The organism is Brenneria salicis ATCC 15712 = DSM 30166, assembly GCF_003315515.1.
GTDB classification, from domain to species: domain Bacteria; phylum Pseudomonadota; class Gammaproteobacteria; order Enterobacterales; family Enterobacteriaceae; genus Brenneria; species Brenneria salicis.
This window is the reverse complement of record NZ_QNRY01000017.1, coordinates 16,374-32,271: the sequence shown is the minus strand read 5'-3', so window position 1 is coordinate 32,271 and position 15,898 is coordinate 16,374. Positions and strand designations below refer to the sequence as shown.

The window sequence follows — 15,898 nt, the reverse complement described above, 5'->3', positions numbered from 1 at the left end:
GCATACTAACTACAATATTGCCGTTAATCCACCCGAAGGAATGGCGTTATGCCGCATGTTTATCTTTCCACGTTGCAGTTGACCGATTATTCCGATGAGGCGTTGGCGACGCGTGACGTCATTGATGCGTTTCTGGCGCGGGGCTGGCAAGTGGATGTCTATACGCATCGCTACACTTCTCTGCTCAAAGACGATTTTGAACAGCAGTTCGGCGATGCGCCTTTATGGATTAGCGATGATGAGGAGTACCAGTACGCCGGGGAGTACGACCTGCTCTGGTTGCAATACGGCGCGCTCAGTCCGGCGCTGCTGACACGCTTGCTGAATGGTGGTATATCTGGCCGGATCCTGTTTCATCACCTGGCGATGCAAACACGGGAAGAGATGCCGCCGGATATACAGTGTGAAAACCGGTTGGCTGATAATGTGCTGGTCAGCGTGTCAGGTATGAAAGATCTTTTGCGCGACAGCGGTATTAACGAAGCGCTGATAAACGTCTTCGCCAACCCGGTGCCTGAACGTTATTTCGTTCCGTGGCGGCCTGATGAAAAACCGGTGGCATTAAAGAAATTGCTGCTGGTAGTGGATCGTCTGGATAACCATTTCGTTATGCTGGCGCAAGCGCTACAGGCGCTGGGAGTACAATGCGATATAAAAAGGCGTGAGCAGGTAATGCCCGACCTGCCCGCGTTATGGAATGAATACGATGCCGTTATCGCCAACGGACGGATTGCGCAATATGCCGTGTGCGCGGGCATTCCGGTGTATTTGTATCGCGGTCACGGGGTTCTGGGGTATTTGGGGACGGGGCGATGGGAGCCTGATCTGTTTCGCGCGTACCATCAGGCACGTGATTTATCCGTTGATGATGCGGCGCGTGAGATCGTCGACGGGTATGCAAACGCGTTGGCGTCGGCACGGCGATCATGCGGAGAATATGCCGTTAATTATCGTCTTTCGGAGCAACTTTCTACACTGCTTGAAAATCTTGCCGCGCCATCGCTAAAGACGATTTCCGATCAGGAATGGCAGCGTTTAACGCTGCATAACCAGACGTTACGCGATAAAACCAAACCAGCTTATTCCGTCGGCAAATGGTTGGACGAACGTCAGATCACGCCGGCCCGACGCGCACTTTTACAAGCTTATATCCATAATCAGCCGGAACTCGGACAGACTGCGATCGCGATAGTGGCGGGAGATGATGAATCTTCCGCGGCGATCGTCAACTCCTGGCAAAGTGTGCAAGAACTCTGGCAACCCGCCAGTGAGGTTTATTTGATCGCGGCGCAGTGTCCGGCGGAGATTCCGGGCGATGTGAACTGGCTGCCAGCGGATAATAGCGGTATTTCTCAGATAAACCGGTTGGTGGAGCAGACCGTTGCTTCATTTCTTTTGATCTTACATGCCGGCGATCGGCTTTTGCCCCAAACATTGCTGTTGCTGGCCGAATATCGGCTACGTCATGAACAGGCGCTGGTGTTCTATATGGACGAGGCGCACTGGCAGAAAGGCGAGGTTGTGAATCCGGTACTGAAACCTGCCTGCAATATCGATTTGTTGCGTAGTTATCCTTACATCGGACGTAACCTGGCACTGAGTGTTGACAGTCTGCGCCGCTCTCAGGGGATGGATGTGCAGTTGGGCATATTTGGAGTGTTCGACACGGTGTGGCAAGTAATCGAGCAGGTCGGTCCGCAGGCGGTGGCGCATATCCCTGATGTCCTGATCTACACCAGTGACAGTCTGTATGACTGCTTATCCGGCGCCGAATTGTCCCTTGCTTATCCTCAAATATTGGCCCGTCACCTGGCCCGCTGCCAGATCCAGGGAACGATTGTGCCGGGAAACAGCGCAGGGACGTGGCGCATTCAGTATCAGCATGACTTGCAACCGTTGGTTTCTATCATCATTCCAACGCGTGACCATCTGGTGTTGCTTAGCGAATGCGTAGAAAGCTTGATGGAAAAAACGCAGTATTCCCGCTACGAGCTGCTGCTGGTGGATAATGGTTCTACTGAACCGGGGGCCTGCCAGTTTTTGCAACGTCTGGCTGAGATGGGGTTGGCGCAGATACGGGTGCTGCAATGGCATGAGGAATTCAATTTTTCCGCCATCAACAATTATGCAGCGACGCACGCTCATGGCGATGTGTTGCTATTTTTGAACAATGATACGGTGATATTGAACGGCGAGTGGTTGCAAGCGTTGCTGCAACATGCTTTGCGCCCGGAGGTCGGCATTGTCGGCGCTAAAATGACCTTTGAGGATGGGCGCATTCAGCATGGGGGGATGGTGTTGGGACTGAACGGCAGCGCCGGAATCGCCTTTCAAGGATTGGACGCAGAGGCGCCTGGATATATGCGGCTTTTGCAGGTGACACATGATTCCGGCGCTGTCAGCGCTGCCTGCATGATGATGCGTCGCGACGTGTTCAATGAATTAGGCGGCTTTGATGCGGAGCAATTTCCTGCCTATTTCGGCGATGTCGATCTGTCCTTGAAAGCACAGCAACAGGGCTATCTGACGGTATGGACACCGGATGCGCATCTCCGTCATATGGGCGGCGCCTCTCGTCTGCTGGCGCGCTTTGGGGTATCCGCCATGCCCCGGATTCAGGATATCGAACCCTTGTATCAGCGATGGTTTGCACAGTTAGTCGACGACCCGCATTATCACCCGGATTTTGGCCGCAATGCGCCGGGGTTTGGTCTGGCGCCGGATATGGCGCGTTGCCAGCTTCCTTTGCCTGGTCGCCCTTTGCCGGTAGTGTTGGCGAATCACTCGGACTGGTATGGTTGCGGTCATTATCGGGTCATGTTCCCGTTTCAGGCGTTGGAGCAGGAAATGCATATAGAAGGCGGTTTAAAACATGGTATGGCGGATGTGCTGGATGTGGAACGCCTCTCGCCGGACGTGATTATTGCGCAGTTAGCTTATGGGCCGCATATGCCACAGATTGTAAAAAGATACCGCCAATATACTCATGCGCATATCGTGGCGGAATTTGATGATTACATCCTGAACATTCCAATTAATAGTGGTAATAGAAAAAACTTTTTGCAGGAGCGGATTAAGAATTTTCGTCGCGCATTAGAGTCTGTTGACTGGGTGGTGGTTTCCACTCCGGCGTTGGCGGACGCGTATTCTGCTTATCATTCGGATATTCGTGTGGCCTGTAATCGGTTGCCTGTTTCATGGTGGAAAGGATTGAACAGCCTGCGGCGGCAGGGGCGTAAACCCCGTATCGGTTGGGCCGGGGGCAGCAGCCACCGGGGAGACTTAATGTTGCTGCGTTCGGTGATTAAAGAATTGGAAAATGAGGTGGAATGGGTATTTATGGGGATGAAACCGGAAGGTATTCAATGCGAGTTTCATGCCGGCGTACCCATCGAATACTACCCGCAAAAAACCGCCAGCCTTAATTTAGATTTAGCGCTGGTGCCGCTGGAATATAACCAATTCAACGAATGTAAAAGCAATTTGCGTCTGCTGGAATTGGGAGCCTGCGGCATTCCAGTGATTTGTACCGATATCGAACCTTATCGTTGTGGTTTGCCCGTTACACGGGTAAATAATCGATTTAAAGACTGGATGGAAGCTATTCGCATGCATCTGGCGGATATGGATGAGAGTGAAAAAATGGGTGATCAGTTGCGCGCAGAGGTTTACCGCGACTGGATGCTGGAAGGGGATGGACTGGCGGATTGGCAGAAGGCTTGGTTGCCAGCATGATATTGGCGTAAGGGGGGAATTCTTATGATTAATGGAAAGAAAATAGGCGTTGGCATTGTAACCTATAACAGACCAGATGGTCTGCTGCGGTTGTATCAATCTTTGCCGTTCGATGTGATCGATGAATTTGTCATTATAAATGATGGAAACGATTTTTCCCAATTCGATGCAATATCGCACACTATTATCAAGAATGAAGTCAATCTGGGTGTGGGAAAAAGTAAAAATAAAGCGTTGCAGTACTTACTTGATAGAAAAGTGGATCACTTCTTTATCATAGAAGATGATATCTACATAAAAGATAAACGTGTGTTTGAGCAATATATCTTTATTTCCAAAGTGACGGGCATTCAGCATCTTAACTTTAGTCAGCATGGTCATAGCAATCATGATGAGAGTTACATGCCGACACCCAATCTGGTGGCAACATATAAAGAGTTTAAATTGCCGCTGTTTGGTTTTTGTGTCGGGGCATTCTCCTACTATTCACTTCAATGCCTTAAAAAAATTGGCTTGATGGATGAAAACTATTACAATGCAATGGAGCATGTCGATCATACTGTTTTAGCCTATAAAGCGGGAATGCATCCGCCTTTTGGTTATTTTGCTGATATCCCTGATTCTGAAAAATATTTGGGTGATGATGATTGGAGTGAAAAACAGTCAACGATATGCAGCAAAGATAACTATGAAAATATAAAAAGCGCGGCCATTGACCATTTTATAAAAAAGCACGGCTGTCCGCCAATTGATTTTATGGAACAGGACCAGATAAAGGTTATCGCGATGCTTAAGACCATAAAAGGGAAATATGCTAAAGTAAATTTATTTGCTTATAAACGCTAAAGGATTTTATTTTTTTTGTTATCACAAGAACATAATATAAGATTGCTTAGTGACCGTTTAAACGGTCACCAAATTTTAAAAATTAACACACAAACCTCTCAATTCTTCGGGCTAATCTGGCGAATTCCCAAATATTGCAAAACAACTATAATATTTATACTTGTTTGCCAATCCTTAAAATGCCGTCAACCGCAGGCTTATAATTATCGCATTTCTGGTAAAAACTCACGGCTTCCTTTAGCATCCCAGAGCACTCCAGAATTACGCCAACATTATAATTGGCTTTATAAGTATTTACGCCATCACTGCGTCCCGGCGGCAGCTGAGTGCATGATAAGAAAATATTGACTGCTTGTTGGAGATCGCCATTATTCATTAATATCAGCGCTTTCAGGAAGGTAAAATCTGTTGAATGGCAGTATTGTTCATACTCAAGAATGCTTAAAGCCTGTTTATATTCACCAAGATTAATAAGTGTATAGCCGTAACTTTCTATTAATTGCTCATTATATTCATAAGAAAAATCCGTCTGATAGCCAAGTGCCGTGCTAAAAGTTTCCGAGGCTAATAAATAGTCTTTTGCCAGATAGTAACTTTTGCCTAATTGATAGTGTAAATAGGGATCGGAGGGATTCTCATCGATTGCCGTTTTTAGCATCGTAATATTTCTAACGATTTTATCTTTGTTATGCAGGATATTTTTTTGATAGCCAATATGGTTCAGTCTGATAGGCACTTGAAAGTGGTTGACCGGTATTGCAGTGCTTCGGGCGGAAACTTGTTCATGGATGATGCCCCGATATACATAAAGTTCTTTTCTGAATAGTCGGCTTATCCGCTCTCTAATAATATCGCCGCCGTTTGGATCATCAATATAATCGACTCTTTCGACTCTTCCTATACTTGTTGGATGAGCAGCGATAAGTGATGATAAAGCTGTTAAATCGATAAAAGAGAGTTCCTCATCCGCATCAACAACCAATACCCAATCATATTTTGCAAATTGCAAAGAATAATTTCTGGCTGCGGAGAAATCGGCTATCCATTGAAAATCATAAATTTTATTGGTGAAACAGCTAGCGATTTCCTTTGAGTTGTCGTTTGAGCCGGTATCAACGACGACGATGTCATCGAAATATTGAGCAAGGGAGCGGAGCGTATTCTCCAGGTGCTGCGCTTCGTCTTTAACGATCATACAGACGGATATCATTAGAGGCGCGTTATTGTCGTCGGTATTTTTAGAATTTTGCATATCAGGCATAACCATACGATTAGATTGATGTTGGAAAAGCAGCCTACGCATAAGCTGCTGCATACTATTAGCAAGCGAATCACCCGGGCTTAACGTATTCATCATATCGTAAATTCTGGCAAGAATGCTATTCTTGATTTGAATTACTCCGTAGTCCTTTCTAACTAAAATCGCTGTTTTTTTATAAGTGATTTTTATTTGTCCTTAGTATGCAAATTATTCAGATGCTGTTAGTGGAGTCTGACAGCATAATGATATTAAACAGGCATATCATGACTTCTATTAATACAAATAATACAAATTTTCTCTCTTTTACTGCGCAAAATCAAAAGATGGGTTTATCATCATTGAGCCAGGCTATCGAGCGCCTGTCCTCCGGCATGCGTATTAATAGCGCCAAGGATGATGCAGCGGGGCAGGCGATAGCCAATCGTATGACCGCCAACCTGAACGCCAATGATGTTATCGCGCGTGGGCTAAATGACGGTATCGGTCTGATACAAACCGCGGAAGGCGGGTTGGATGAAATTAACAATCTGGTACAGCGTTCAAGAGTATTAGCGGTTCAGGCGGCGAACGGAATGCTGTCGGATGCAGACCGTACTAATCTAAATGCCGAATATCTGCAATTGCGTGATGAAATTGATCGCATTGCCTATTCCACCAACGCGTTTGGTAAACACCCGCTGGCGCCTTCCATTCAGCGAGAAGTGTCCCCTAATCTGGGAAATACACCGCCGCTTTCGGAAAAATTTCCTACCAGTGGAACCAGCCGCTCCTTTATTTCCGGTACTGTCTCATTGGCTTATATTCCTGCGGGTGCTAAAAATTAAACCATTACTATAAATTCATATAGTTATGACGATGATATTCAGATCTTTAATCGTGAAGGAAGGCATGTAGTCGGAACGCCATTGGAAGGTACTGATGCTGATATTGTCTGGCGACAAAATGGCATAACAGATGCGGCATTGGCGGATTCATTGGTTTTAACCGAAGATAACGGTTTTTTACCCACGGCGAATTATTCTGCCGAAAATCTGGCTCAAGGAGGTGAAAGTTTTAATTTGAACGGTAGTGCATTGGTTTCTTATAACGGAATGACCATGACTTATAGTGGTGATGGAGACCGTTATGAGGATAAATCCACGAGAAAATTTAACGATGGAATCAATGTTATGAAATTCAAGGAGCGTGTTCATATTAATGAGACGACAGAAGATTTAATCGTGATGGTGATCGGCCAAGGCGTATTTATCGGTGAGGCGACCTGGGATGAATTGCCTGATTCGTCGCAATTACCCTCATCAGAATCGGTTTTGCCGCCGGTCAGTACTCCTGCCGCGCTTATGGTTAGCGCCGATTATGGTGAGGATGCACAAGCGGTTACTATCAACCCAACACCATCGGATAGTGAGTCTCTGGGGCTTAAAGAGGTGAGGTTGGATCTGATTGAGCAGGTTCATGAAGCCTTAGCTTCTTTTGATCAGGCATTAGAAAAAATAAACGGTTATCGCAGCGAGTATGGCAGCCAGGTGAACCGCTTTGAATCGATCCGATCAACTCTGGCGCAGATATCATTAGCCACTTCCACTGCACGTTCACGTATTCTGGATGCGGATTATGCGCAAGAAGTTTCTGCCATGACGAAGCAGCAAATATTACAACAGGCGTCGTCATCGGTGCTGGTACAGGCAAATCAGGTGTCGAAGACTGTGTTAGCGTTATTGCAGCGGTGATAAAATATTATAATAAAAAACACTAAAAATAAGTTTTCCAAGGATAAATGCATTGTAATAGGCGTTAAATTTGGTTTGGCAGGAGACGGCGAGCAATCATCATAAATTCTACATAATCTTAAGTTCTACAATAAAATTGAATTTTTAGATGATAATATTTCGCGTAATGCGATGGACTTTCATTAATATACATAATTTTCTTCGAGACGCTTCCACACTTTTCATCCTACCGCTTCCCTGATATTGCCAGTCCGCTAAGGTAGTTGACGACTATCACCACAGGGAAGCGGGCCATGCAATCGCACGATGCGATCTTCAAACAATTCCTCAGCGATATTGCTATCGCACGGAATTTTCTCTCCATCCATCTGCCGCCGGATATTCTGGCGCACTGTGATTTCAACACGCTGAAACGGGAATCCGCTTCGTTTGTGGATGAAAAGTTACGTTCCCGCGTATCGGATATACTTTATTCGCTGCATACCACGCAGGGGAAAGGCTATATTTATTGCGTAATCGAACATCAGAGCAAACCGGACAAATTAATGGCGTTCCGGTTGTTGCGTTATGCGCTGGCGGCGATGCAGCAACATCTTTCGCAGGGAAACGGAACCCTGCCGCTGGTCGTGCCGCTGCTGTTTTATCATGGCGAGCGTAGTCCGTATCCTTACAGTCTGAACTGGCTGGAAAGTTTCAGCGATCCGGCGCTGGCGCGACAACTGTATACCACCGCGTTCCCCTTAGTGGATTTAACCGTGATCCCGGATGAGGAAATCAAAACTCATCGCCGGGTAGCGCTGCTGGAACTGGTGCAAAAGCATATTCGCACGCGTGATATGTTGGAATTGGCGCGGAATATCGGGATGTTGATGGAATTGTGGTCGCTGCCCTTGAAGCAACAACGGGCGTTGATGTTTTATATCATGCAGGCAGGGCAGACATCCGATTTATCGTCGTTTATTGACACGCTGGAAACGTATCCGGGAGGGGAGCAGATGGCAACTATTGCACAGGAGTTATTTGAGAAAGGCATGCGACACGGAAAAGAAAAGTGGTTGGCTGAAGGCCTGGAGCAAGGCATGAAAGCCAGTGCGTTACGCATTGCCCGTCAGTTACTGAAAAATGGGATGACGCAACAACAGGTACAGCAGATGACAGACCTGTCTGATGATGATATGCAGACAGTGATATCCTCGGTAAAAGAGTAATTTTCTGCGCGGCACTGCCACACTTTTAACCACGCCGCTTTGAGCCTAAGGTATCACCACTAAGAAGCGGCGTGTAGTAACCTCACGACAAACAGGATGAGCAATCGATACTGTCTTTTAAATCTGACAGGCTTCCCGTATCCTAAATAACCCCCCTTTTACGTCCCTATTCATGCAATTGGTAACTCTACGCAAAAGCATAATAGTGTCGATAACATTATTATCGTAGGTATTTGTCACTGTGAGCGATCTGTATACCGCCGAAGGCACAATGGATAACAACTCCCTTTGGAAGCGCTATGTTCCATTAGTGCGCCATGAGGCATTGCGTTTACAGGTTCGTCTCCCCGCGAGCGTTGAGTTGGATGATTTACTTCAGGCTGGCAGTATCGGCTTGCTCAGCGCCGTTGAGCGTTACGATTCCTTACAGGGTACGGCGTTTACGACGTATGCGGTGCAACGAATTCGTGGCTCAATGTTGGATGAATTGCGTAGTCGCGACTGGGCTCCACGGAGCGTGCGGCGTAATGCGCGGGAAGTGGCACAGGCGATGCAACGGGCTGAACAGCAGCTTGGCAGAACGCCTACCGAGCAGGAAGTGGCGCAGTCTTTGGATATCACGTTAGAAGAATATCGTCAGATTTTGTTGGATACGAACAATAGCCAACTCTTTTCTTACGATGAATGGCGTGAAGAACACGGCGATAGCGCGGAAGCCCTGCTGGAAGGGAATGAAGATGCCAATCCGCTGCACCAACTGATGGAAGGTAATTTGCGTCATCGCGTTATGGAAGCGATAGAAAACCTGCCTGAACGCGAAAAGTTGGTGCTGACGCTTTACTACCAGGAAGAACTGAACTTGAAAGAGATCGGCGCGGTTCTGGAAGTAGGGGAGTCACGCGTGAGTCAGTTGCATAGCCAGGCGATAAAGCGCCTGCGCGTAAAATTAATGAATGATGTTTAATTTCGCTGCGTAGGAATATTGTTATCACAATATATTTTCATGGAATGGATTCATGCCTCAATCAATTCGGAAGAAACAGCTTCTCAGCCGTTATCTGAAAGATTTCAAACATAAACAAACACACTGTTCTCACTGTAATAAAGCACTCGATCGCGTTTCATTGGTTTATCGTAATCAGTTGATTAATAAAAAATCTATTGGCGGTATTGATCGATTTATTGATGACGAAGTATGGGCAGATCTGCAACAGGAGCTAATTTCTCTCTGTCGTTTTTGCAGCGATGTATTATGTAATACGCAGGCTAACTATTTCAAGATTCAAGCCTTCACCCAATATCTTATTGAGCAAACGGAAGTTAGACATAGCACTATGCGTGAATATGTCATTCGCCTGCGCCGTTTGGATGAGTTGCTGGCGGCGAAAAATTATCCAATCGAAACATTCTCCAAAGACACTGTACAACAGTGTATTTGTGATTTTTTTCCCGATCTTGAACAAAACATTTATCGCAGCGCATTGAGAAAATATGATCAGTATTTGGCCTGGCAGAAACATTACTGACCAGATTTATCCGTTTTTCGATAATGCATGTTGTAAAATTGTCGAGTGACGACTATACGTAAATGTTATGACAGTGTAAAAAAAGCTTGCAAAGTAGAGGCAAACTATTGCACTGTCATACTACTGAAATCATTTGGTCCTAATTTCTGGTTGATGATTAACAGTGGTTCTTAATATGGTCAATCATTATTCATCGGAATAGTTGTTGTCACAGTGAGGAACGCGAATGGTAATGTCCTTATCGGGACTAAATAGTCGAAACCAATATTCTGGCCTTCTGACTCGCCGATGCGAGGGGTTACTTTCCCACTTATTTCCTGCTCTGTGTTTGTTGTCGTTCTCTTCCTTTTCCAACTTTTCTTTTCTGTCCGAACGTTTCTCATCGGTTATACCCTTCAGCGTGTTTTCGTTTGGCGCGAAGGGGAACGCAATCTACTTTATTAATCCACAATGGTTCTTTATCGGCTTAATAAGGAAGCCAACCTCGTTTGTGAGTGAAGCGTCACGCGCTGTTCAGCAGCGCGGTAAGTGAAACAAACTGTAAGGTGCCGCTATGGGAAGACAAAAAGCAGTGATCAAAGCTCGTCGTGAAGCGAAACGCGTTATACGTCGTGAATCACGTAGTCACCGTCAACGTGAGGAAGAGTCGGTCACTTCTCTGGTTCATATGGGTGGGATTGAATCAATAGGTATGGCGCGGGAGAACCGCGACACGTCTATGATTGAAGCCCGTACAACAGCCCAGGAGCATTACTTGTCTGCAATAGAGAATAAACAGTTGATTTTCGCCACAGGAGAAGCAGGGTGTGGCAAAACGTTTCTGAGTGCGGCCAAGGCTGCCGAAGCACTTATTCATAAAGAGGTTGAACGCATTATTGTAACAAGACCGGTATTACAGGCTGATGAGGATCTCGGTTTTTTACCGGGCGATATTGCCGAAAAATTCGCCCCTTATTTCCGCCCGGTATATGACATATTGTTGCGGAGATTGGGAGCGTCATTCATACAGTATTGTTTACGACCGGAAATAGCCAAAGTTGAGATTGCGCCGTTTGCCTATATGCGCGGACGGACTTTTGAGAATGCAGTGGTTATTCTGGATGAAGCGCAAAACGTGACGGTGAACCAAATGAAAATGTTCCTGACGCGTTTGGGAGAGAATGTGACGGTAATTGTGAATGGCGATGTTACACAATGTGATTTGCCCTCAGGGGTTAAATCCGGGTTACGTGACGCCCTTGAGCGGTTTGCCGAAGATGATTTAATCGGTATCGTCTCTTTTGGTAAGCAGGACTGTGTTCGCTCTGAACTGTGTCAGCGGACGCTTAATGCCTATGATTAACCACTAGCGGTATCCCCGCACAGGTGGGGATGACAAAAAAACGCCCCTGACTTGCGTCAGGGGCGTTTTTAATCTATATGGCGGTGAGGGAGGGATTCGAACCCTCGATACGTTTTCACGTATACACACTTTCCAGGCGTGCTCCTTCAGCCTCTCGGACACCTCACCGGATTGTTGCCGTATAGACGGCAACGGGGCGCTACTATAGTGAGTCGCTCTACTTCGGTCAAGTAGTATTTATCTGTTTTGGAACATCTGGTTAAGCATTGAACGTTGAAGAGAGGGTGATAGCCAGGAGGTAGGAAAAGTCACTATGAAAATACCGGAAAGAAGGCAATAAAAAGTCACAAGCTCTCTTGTTTGTGACTTTTTACATGCTGAGTGAGCTTAATTAAGCCAACAGACTTTTGATGAAGCGGGTAAGGACTTCATCCTTACTGTTTGCGAAGAAATACGCCTGAAATTTAGGGCCTGCGATGGCGCCTTTTACCAGATTCTGATCTAAGTTTTTCAGGATAGTAATCAAATCGTTAAAGGTGACGGCTTTCACAGCATCAAGAATCTTCTTGTTGCGCTGTTGCGGCGCAACGCGATCGCTTGGGTAGCCTTTACCGCCTTCTTCTTTGAACAACTGGGTGAACAGGTTTTCCAGATTCAATTCCGCGCCCCAGCCGAAGCCTTTGGCATACGGCAGCGATAGCGCGTTGCCGTTGTTGATCTGGGAGAACAGGTAAGCATCAGACGGATCAACAGCCAGTCCGCAAAGCACGCCAGGGAAAGCGTTACAGGCCAACATTGCGCCCTGACCAGTACCACAACCGGTTACCACGAAATCAGCGGCGCCGGCGTTGAGCAGGATGGCGGCCAGAATACCGTTCTGAATATAGGTAAGCTGGGCTGCGTCTTCTACCGTGTATTGACCGTAGTTGTATACAGTATGGTCCAGAGGTTCAACGGCTTTGCTCAGTGCTGCGGCAATAATCGCGTTTTTAGCGGCTTGACTATTCTCATTAATCAATGCAATTTTCATGTTCGTTCCTTTTTTGTGACAGGCTACTGAATTTTTTAAAACTATGTTTCAATTTAATTTAAGTAGTATACCGTTTCAAAAATAAAGCGCAAACCGTCTCGTCAAAGAATGAGTCGTGACGCGTAGAATGCGATGAAATTGCTGTCAGCGAGAATAAAAAGAGAAGGAAACCGTCGAAGTGATTAATTGATAATATTTTACTTATGGCGCTGGATCACAGCGCCATACCAGCAACGGTCAGGCGTCGGGGAACGTTAGGGTGTTGCCGGGCGATTCCCGGTTGATATGCAGGAAGTTCAGGTGACGTTCGTACTGATCCAGAATGTCATTGATAATCTGCTCTTTGCTGTAGTCCATCAAATCATTCCCTTGACTTCCTTCCAGCAAGAACGTTTCCAGACGATAGTAATGTGATTTTCCAGAGCGTGCCCGATAGGTGAACGCCGGGATGCTATAGCGTTGAGGCCAGATTTGATACAGGAAGTTCTGCTCATCGCCCAAATCGACCAGAAGTTCAAGATGGTTAAGCCGTTCGTCTTCAACCGGAGGAAGCTCGTTAACCTGCACCTGGGCGCCGCGCAACGTCAATTCACGAGCAACATCCTGCATAGCGGGAGATAGCGGGAGCACAGATGTTATCCAGCATTTTCTGGGTATAGGTCTTACCGGGAAAATTCATCACGCGTGAAATTCGCTGTTTCCAGATCAGGCGGTCATCGCCCGATATAGGCATCGGTGCGGAGGATTGCAGGGCACTGGCTTTGCGATAATCTTCCACCCGCAGCGATTTGTATAAACCCGCCATGATGAAGAAAATAACGAAGCTGAAAGGTAGCCCCATAATCACGGTGGTATTCTGTAACGCGGATACGCCATTGGTCATCAGCATGGCAAGAGTCAGCAGACCGATAGCGACAGACCAGAAAATACGCAGCCAGTTCGGTGCGTCGTTATTGATATCGGCCAGACGAGAAGTAAAGTTGCCCAACACCAGTGAACCGGAATCTGCCGACGTAACATAAAACAATAACCCGGTTATGGTTGCGACGGAAGCGCTCAGGCTAAAACCGGGATACTGTGCCAGCAGGCTGTAAAATCCACGTTCAGGGTATTGCATCACCTCGTTGGCAAAATCGAGATTGCCATGAATGACCTGATACAGCGCGCTGTTGCCAAAAATGGATAACCACAATAAGGTGAGCACGAACGGGATAATCAGGGTGCCGACAACGAACTGTCGAATGGTGCGGCCACGTGAAATACGCGCCAGAAACAGACCGACGAACGGCGCCCAGGCGACTCACCAGGCCCAGAAAAACAGCGTCCAGCTATTCATCCATTTCGTTGGACGATCAAACGCAAAACTGTTCAACGTCATTCCGGTGAAGCGGTTGATATAGTCACCCACGTTCAGTACCAGCGCATTGAGCAAGAACGCGGTATCTCCCCAGAACAGCAGAAAAAGTATTAACCCCAGCGCGAGAAGCACATTCAATTCCGACAGAAAGCGAATGCCGCGGTTAACCCCGGAGGTAACGGAGACCGTCGCCATGATAACCGAAAGTAGGATCAACGACGCCTGAACCGTGAGGTTTTCCGGGATCTGGAATAGTACCTTCAAACCATAATTAAGCTGTACCACGCCAATGCCCAGGGTGGTGGCAATACCGAAAATGGTGCCGAGCACGGCCGCGATATCCACGCTGTGTCCGATCGGGCCGTTAATGCGTTTGCCGAAAATGGGGTAGAGCGCCGAGCGGATCGTCAGCGGTAGATTATAGCGATAGCTGAAGTAACCCAGCGCGATGCCCATCAGCGCATACATCGACCAACCGGTCAGTCCGTAGTGAAATAGCGTCCATACCATCGCCTGACGAGCGGCTTCCAGCGTTTGTCCCTGTCCTTCTGGCGGCATCATGTACTGGGTGATGGGTTCGGCGACGGAAAAAAACATCAGGTCAATGCCGATCCCCGCCGCGAACAACATGGCGGCCCAGCTTAACAGACTAAATTCAGGTTTGGACTGTTCCGGCCCAAGTTTGATCGAACCAAAACGGGATGACGCAATAAAAATCACAAAGACGATATAGAGCGTAGTGGCCAGCAGATAGTACCACCCGAATGTGGCGGATACCCAGTTGAGGGCGCGGGTAATCCATATATTGGCGATGTCGTTAAAAAAAATGGTCATCAGCGAGAAGGTAAGGATTAATCCCGCTGATGTATAGAACACGACAGGATTCAGGCGATCCTGAGCGGATTTGGTCGTGATATCGGATGCTGGCATGGTTATCCCCTGCGTTACGCTTTACGAACTTCCAGTCAATTTCTTCAGCAAAGTGTGCTTAGCGCATATCAAGATAGCTTGCGCAGGACATCCGCTGAGAACGCTTACAGTGAAAATGACGGCAGAATAAAAAGCAATTTTTGACTTAAAATGAGATTTATTACCTGCAAATCAAATGCTTTTGACTGTAATTAATACAAACATTTAACGTTTTGACAATAAAATATATTCATTTTTGATTGAACGTTCAATCAAAAATAAGTTTAATGAATGGCGATGGATCATAAAAAATAGTCTCTGATGATGATTTGCGACACAAAAATCCAGGAGTCGTGTCATGCCTAAAATTGGAATGCAGCCTATCCGACGACGACAACTTATTGAGGCGACGCTGGCCGCGATCAATGAAGTCGGGATGCATGATGCGTCCATCGCGCAGATAGCCCGTCGCGCTGGCGTATCGAACGGCATCATCAGCCATTACTTCCGTGACAAGAACGGCCTGCTGGAAGCCACTATGCGCTATCTGATTAATCACCTGGGATTGGCGGTCAAACGGAGAATGCAGGCACTTGAGCAGCACACACCACGCGAACGTTTACGGGCCATTGCCGCAGGTAATTTTGATGACAGCCAAACCAATAGCGCGGCCATGAAAACCTGGCTGTCGTTTTGGGCCTGCAGCATGCATTCCCCGATGCTTTATCGTTTACAACAGGTGAACAGTCGGCGACTGTATTCCAACTTGTGCGTCGAATTTGGCCGTTGTATGGCGCGGGAGAGGGCGCGTATAGCAGCTAAAGGCCTGGCTGGGTTGATTGATGGACTATGGTTACGTAGCGCGCTCAGTGGCGAGAAATTCAACCGGGATGAGGCATTGCACATTACTTATCAATATATCGAACAACAACTGGCTGGCGCTTGAACCCTGCG

Annotated in this window: 11 protein-coding genes, 1 tRNA gene and 1 pseudogene; 9 read left to right on the top strand and 4 right to left on the bottom strand. The window is 47.0% G+C overall.

The features are described 5' to 3' along the window. Positions 1–48: 48 nt before the first annotated feature. Together DES54_RS09265 and DES54_RS09260 are read left to right on the top strand one after the other, a co-directional pair. Positions 49–3,735, top strand: a complete 3,687-nt coding sequence (locus DES54_RS09265) for a glycosyltransferase (RefSeq protein ID WP_113866683.1) — start codon at positions 49–51, stop codon at positions 3,733–3,735. Positions 3,736–3,759: 24 nt separating this feature from the next. After that, a complete protein-coding gene (locus DES54_RS09260) occupies positions 3,760–4,581 on the top strand; it encodes a glycosyltransferase family 2 protein (RefSeq protein WP_113866681.1) in 822 nt (273 codons plus the stop codon). A gap of 154 nt (positions 4,582–4,735) precedes the next feature. On the opposite strand, the gene DES54_RS09255 is transcribed toward DES54_RS09260, so the two are convergent. Further along, positions 4,736–5,791: a tetratricopeptide repeat-containing glycosyltransferase family 2 protein gene (locus tag DES54_RS09255; protein WP_113866780.1), complete on the bottom strand. Its 1,056-nt coding sequence runs from the start codon at positions 5,789–5,791 to the stop codon at positions 4,736–4,738. Positions 5,792–6,042: 251 nt separating this feature from the next. Between DES54_RS09255 and DES54_RS18910 the strand changes: the two genes are divergently transcribed. The 6 genes from DES54_RS18910 (at position 6,043) to phoH (ending at position 11,648) form a co-directional block, all read left to right on the top strand. Next, positions 6,043–6,666, top strand: a complete 624-nt coding sequence (locus DES54_RS18910; protein WP_338075498.1) for a flagellin N-terminal helical domain-containing protein — start codon at positions 6,043–6,045, stop codon at positions 6,664–6,666. 81 nt (positions 6,667–6,747) lie between these two features. Further along, entirely contained in the window at positions 6,748–7,572 is an 825-nt protein-coding gene (locus DES54_RS18905; protein WP_240634990.1) for a flagellin, read from the top strand. A 293-nt stretch (positions 7,573–7,865) separates the two neighbouring features. After that, positions 7,866–8,780: an Rpn family recombination-promoting nuclease/putative transposase gene (locus DES54_RS09245; protein WP_113866679.1), complete on the top strand. Its 915-nt coding sequence runs from the start codon at positions 7,866–7,868 to the stop codon at positions 8,778–8,780. 241 nt (positions 8,781–9,021) lie between these two features. After that, complete coding sequence (locus tag DES54_RS09240; protein ID WP_113866677.1) at positions 9,022–9,744, top strand: RNA polymerase sigma factor FliA; 723 nt, start codon at positions 9,022–9,024, stop codon at positions 9,742–9,744. A 52-nt stretch (positions 9,745–9,796) separates the two neighbouring features. Next, positions 9,797–10,306: a flagella biosynthesis regulatory protein FliZ gene (fliZ, locus tag DES54_RS09235; protein ID WP_113866675.1), complete on the top strand. Its 510-nt coding sequence runs from the start codon at positions 9,797–9,799 to the stop codon at positions 10,304–10,306. Positions 10,307–10,859: 553 nt separating this feature from the next. Next, positions 10,860–11,648, top strand: a complete 789-nt coding sequence (gene phoH / locus DES54_RS09225; RefSeq protein ID WP_113866672.1) for a phosphate starvation-inducible protein PhoH — start codon at positions 10,860–10,862, stop codon at positions 11,646–11,648. A 78-nt stretch (positions 11,649–11,726) separates the two neighbouring features. Here phoH and DES54_RS09220 read toward each other — a convergent pair. The 3 genes and pseudogenes from DES54_RS09220 to DES54_RS09210 form a co-directional block, all read right to left on the bottom strand. Next, positions 11,727–11,816, bottom strand: a tRNA-Ser gene (locus DES54_RS09220). A 223-nt stretch (positions 11,817–12,039) separates the two neighbouring features. After that, complete coding sequence (locus DES54_RS09215) at positions 12,040–12,678, bottom strand: RpiB/LacA/LacB family sugar-phosphate isomerase (protein WP_113866670.1); 639 nt, start codon at positions 12,676–12,678, stop codon at positions 12,040–12,042. Positions 12,679–12,915: 237 nt separating this feature from the next. Further along, positions 12,916–14,965, bottom strand: a pseudogene (locus DES54_RS09210) (choline transporter). 337 nt (positions 14,966–15,302) lie between these two features. On the opposite strand from DES54_RS09210, the gene betI reads away from it, so the two are divergent. After that, positions 15,303–15,890, top strand: coding sequence for a transcriptional regulator BetI (gene betI / locus DES54_RS09205; RefSeq protein WP_113866667.1), 588 nt, complete (start codon positions 15,303–15,305; stop codon positions 15,888–15,890). Positions 15,891–15,898 lie beyond the last annotated feature (8 nt).

Coding starts and splice junctions, on each gene's coding strand:
- phoH (WP_113866672.1), top strand. CDS start 10,860: ATGGGAAGACAAAAAGCAGTGATCAAAGCTCGTCGTGAAGCGAAACGC.
- DES54_RS09245 (WP_113866679.1), top strand. CDS start 7,866: ATGCAATCGCACGATGCGATCTTCAAACAATTCCTCAGCGATATTGCT.
- DES54_RS18910 (WP_338075498.1), top strand. CDS start 6,043: ATGCAAATTATTCAGATGCTGTTAGTGGAGTCTGACAGCATAATGATA.
- DES54_RS09255 (WP_113866780.1), bottom strand. CDS start 5,791: ATGATATCCGTCTGTATGATCGTTAAAGACGAAGCGCAGCACCTGGAG.
- betI (WP_113866667.1), top strand. CDS start 15,303: ATGCCTAAAATTGGAATGCAGCCTATCCGACGACGACAACTTATTGAG.
- DES54_RS09260 (WP_113866681.1), top strand. CDS start 3,760: ATGATTAATGGAAAGAAAATAGGCGTTGGCATTGTAACCTATAACAGA.
- DES54_RS09265 (WP_113866683.1), top strand. CDS start 49: ATGCCGCATGTTTATCTTTCCACGTTGCAGTTGACCGATTATTCCGAT.
- fliZ (WP_113866675.1), top strand. CDS start 9,797: ATGCCTCAATCAATTCGGAAGAAACAGCTTCTCAGCCGTTATCTGAAA.
- DES54_RS09215 (WP_113866670.1), bottom strand. CDS start 12,678: ATGAAAATTGCATTGATTAATGAGAATAGTCAAGCCGCTAAAAACGCG.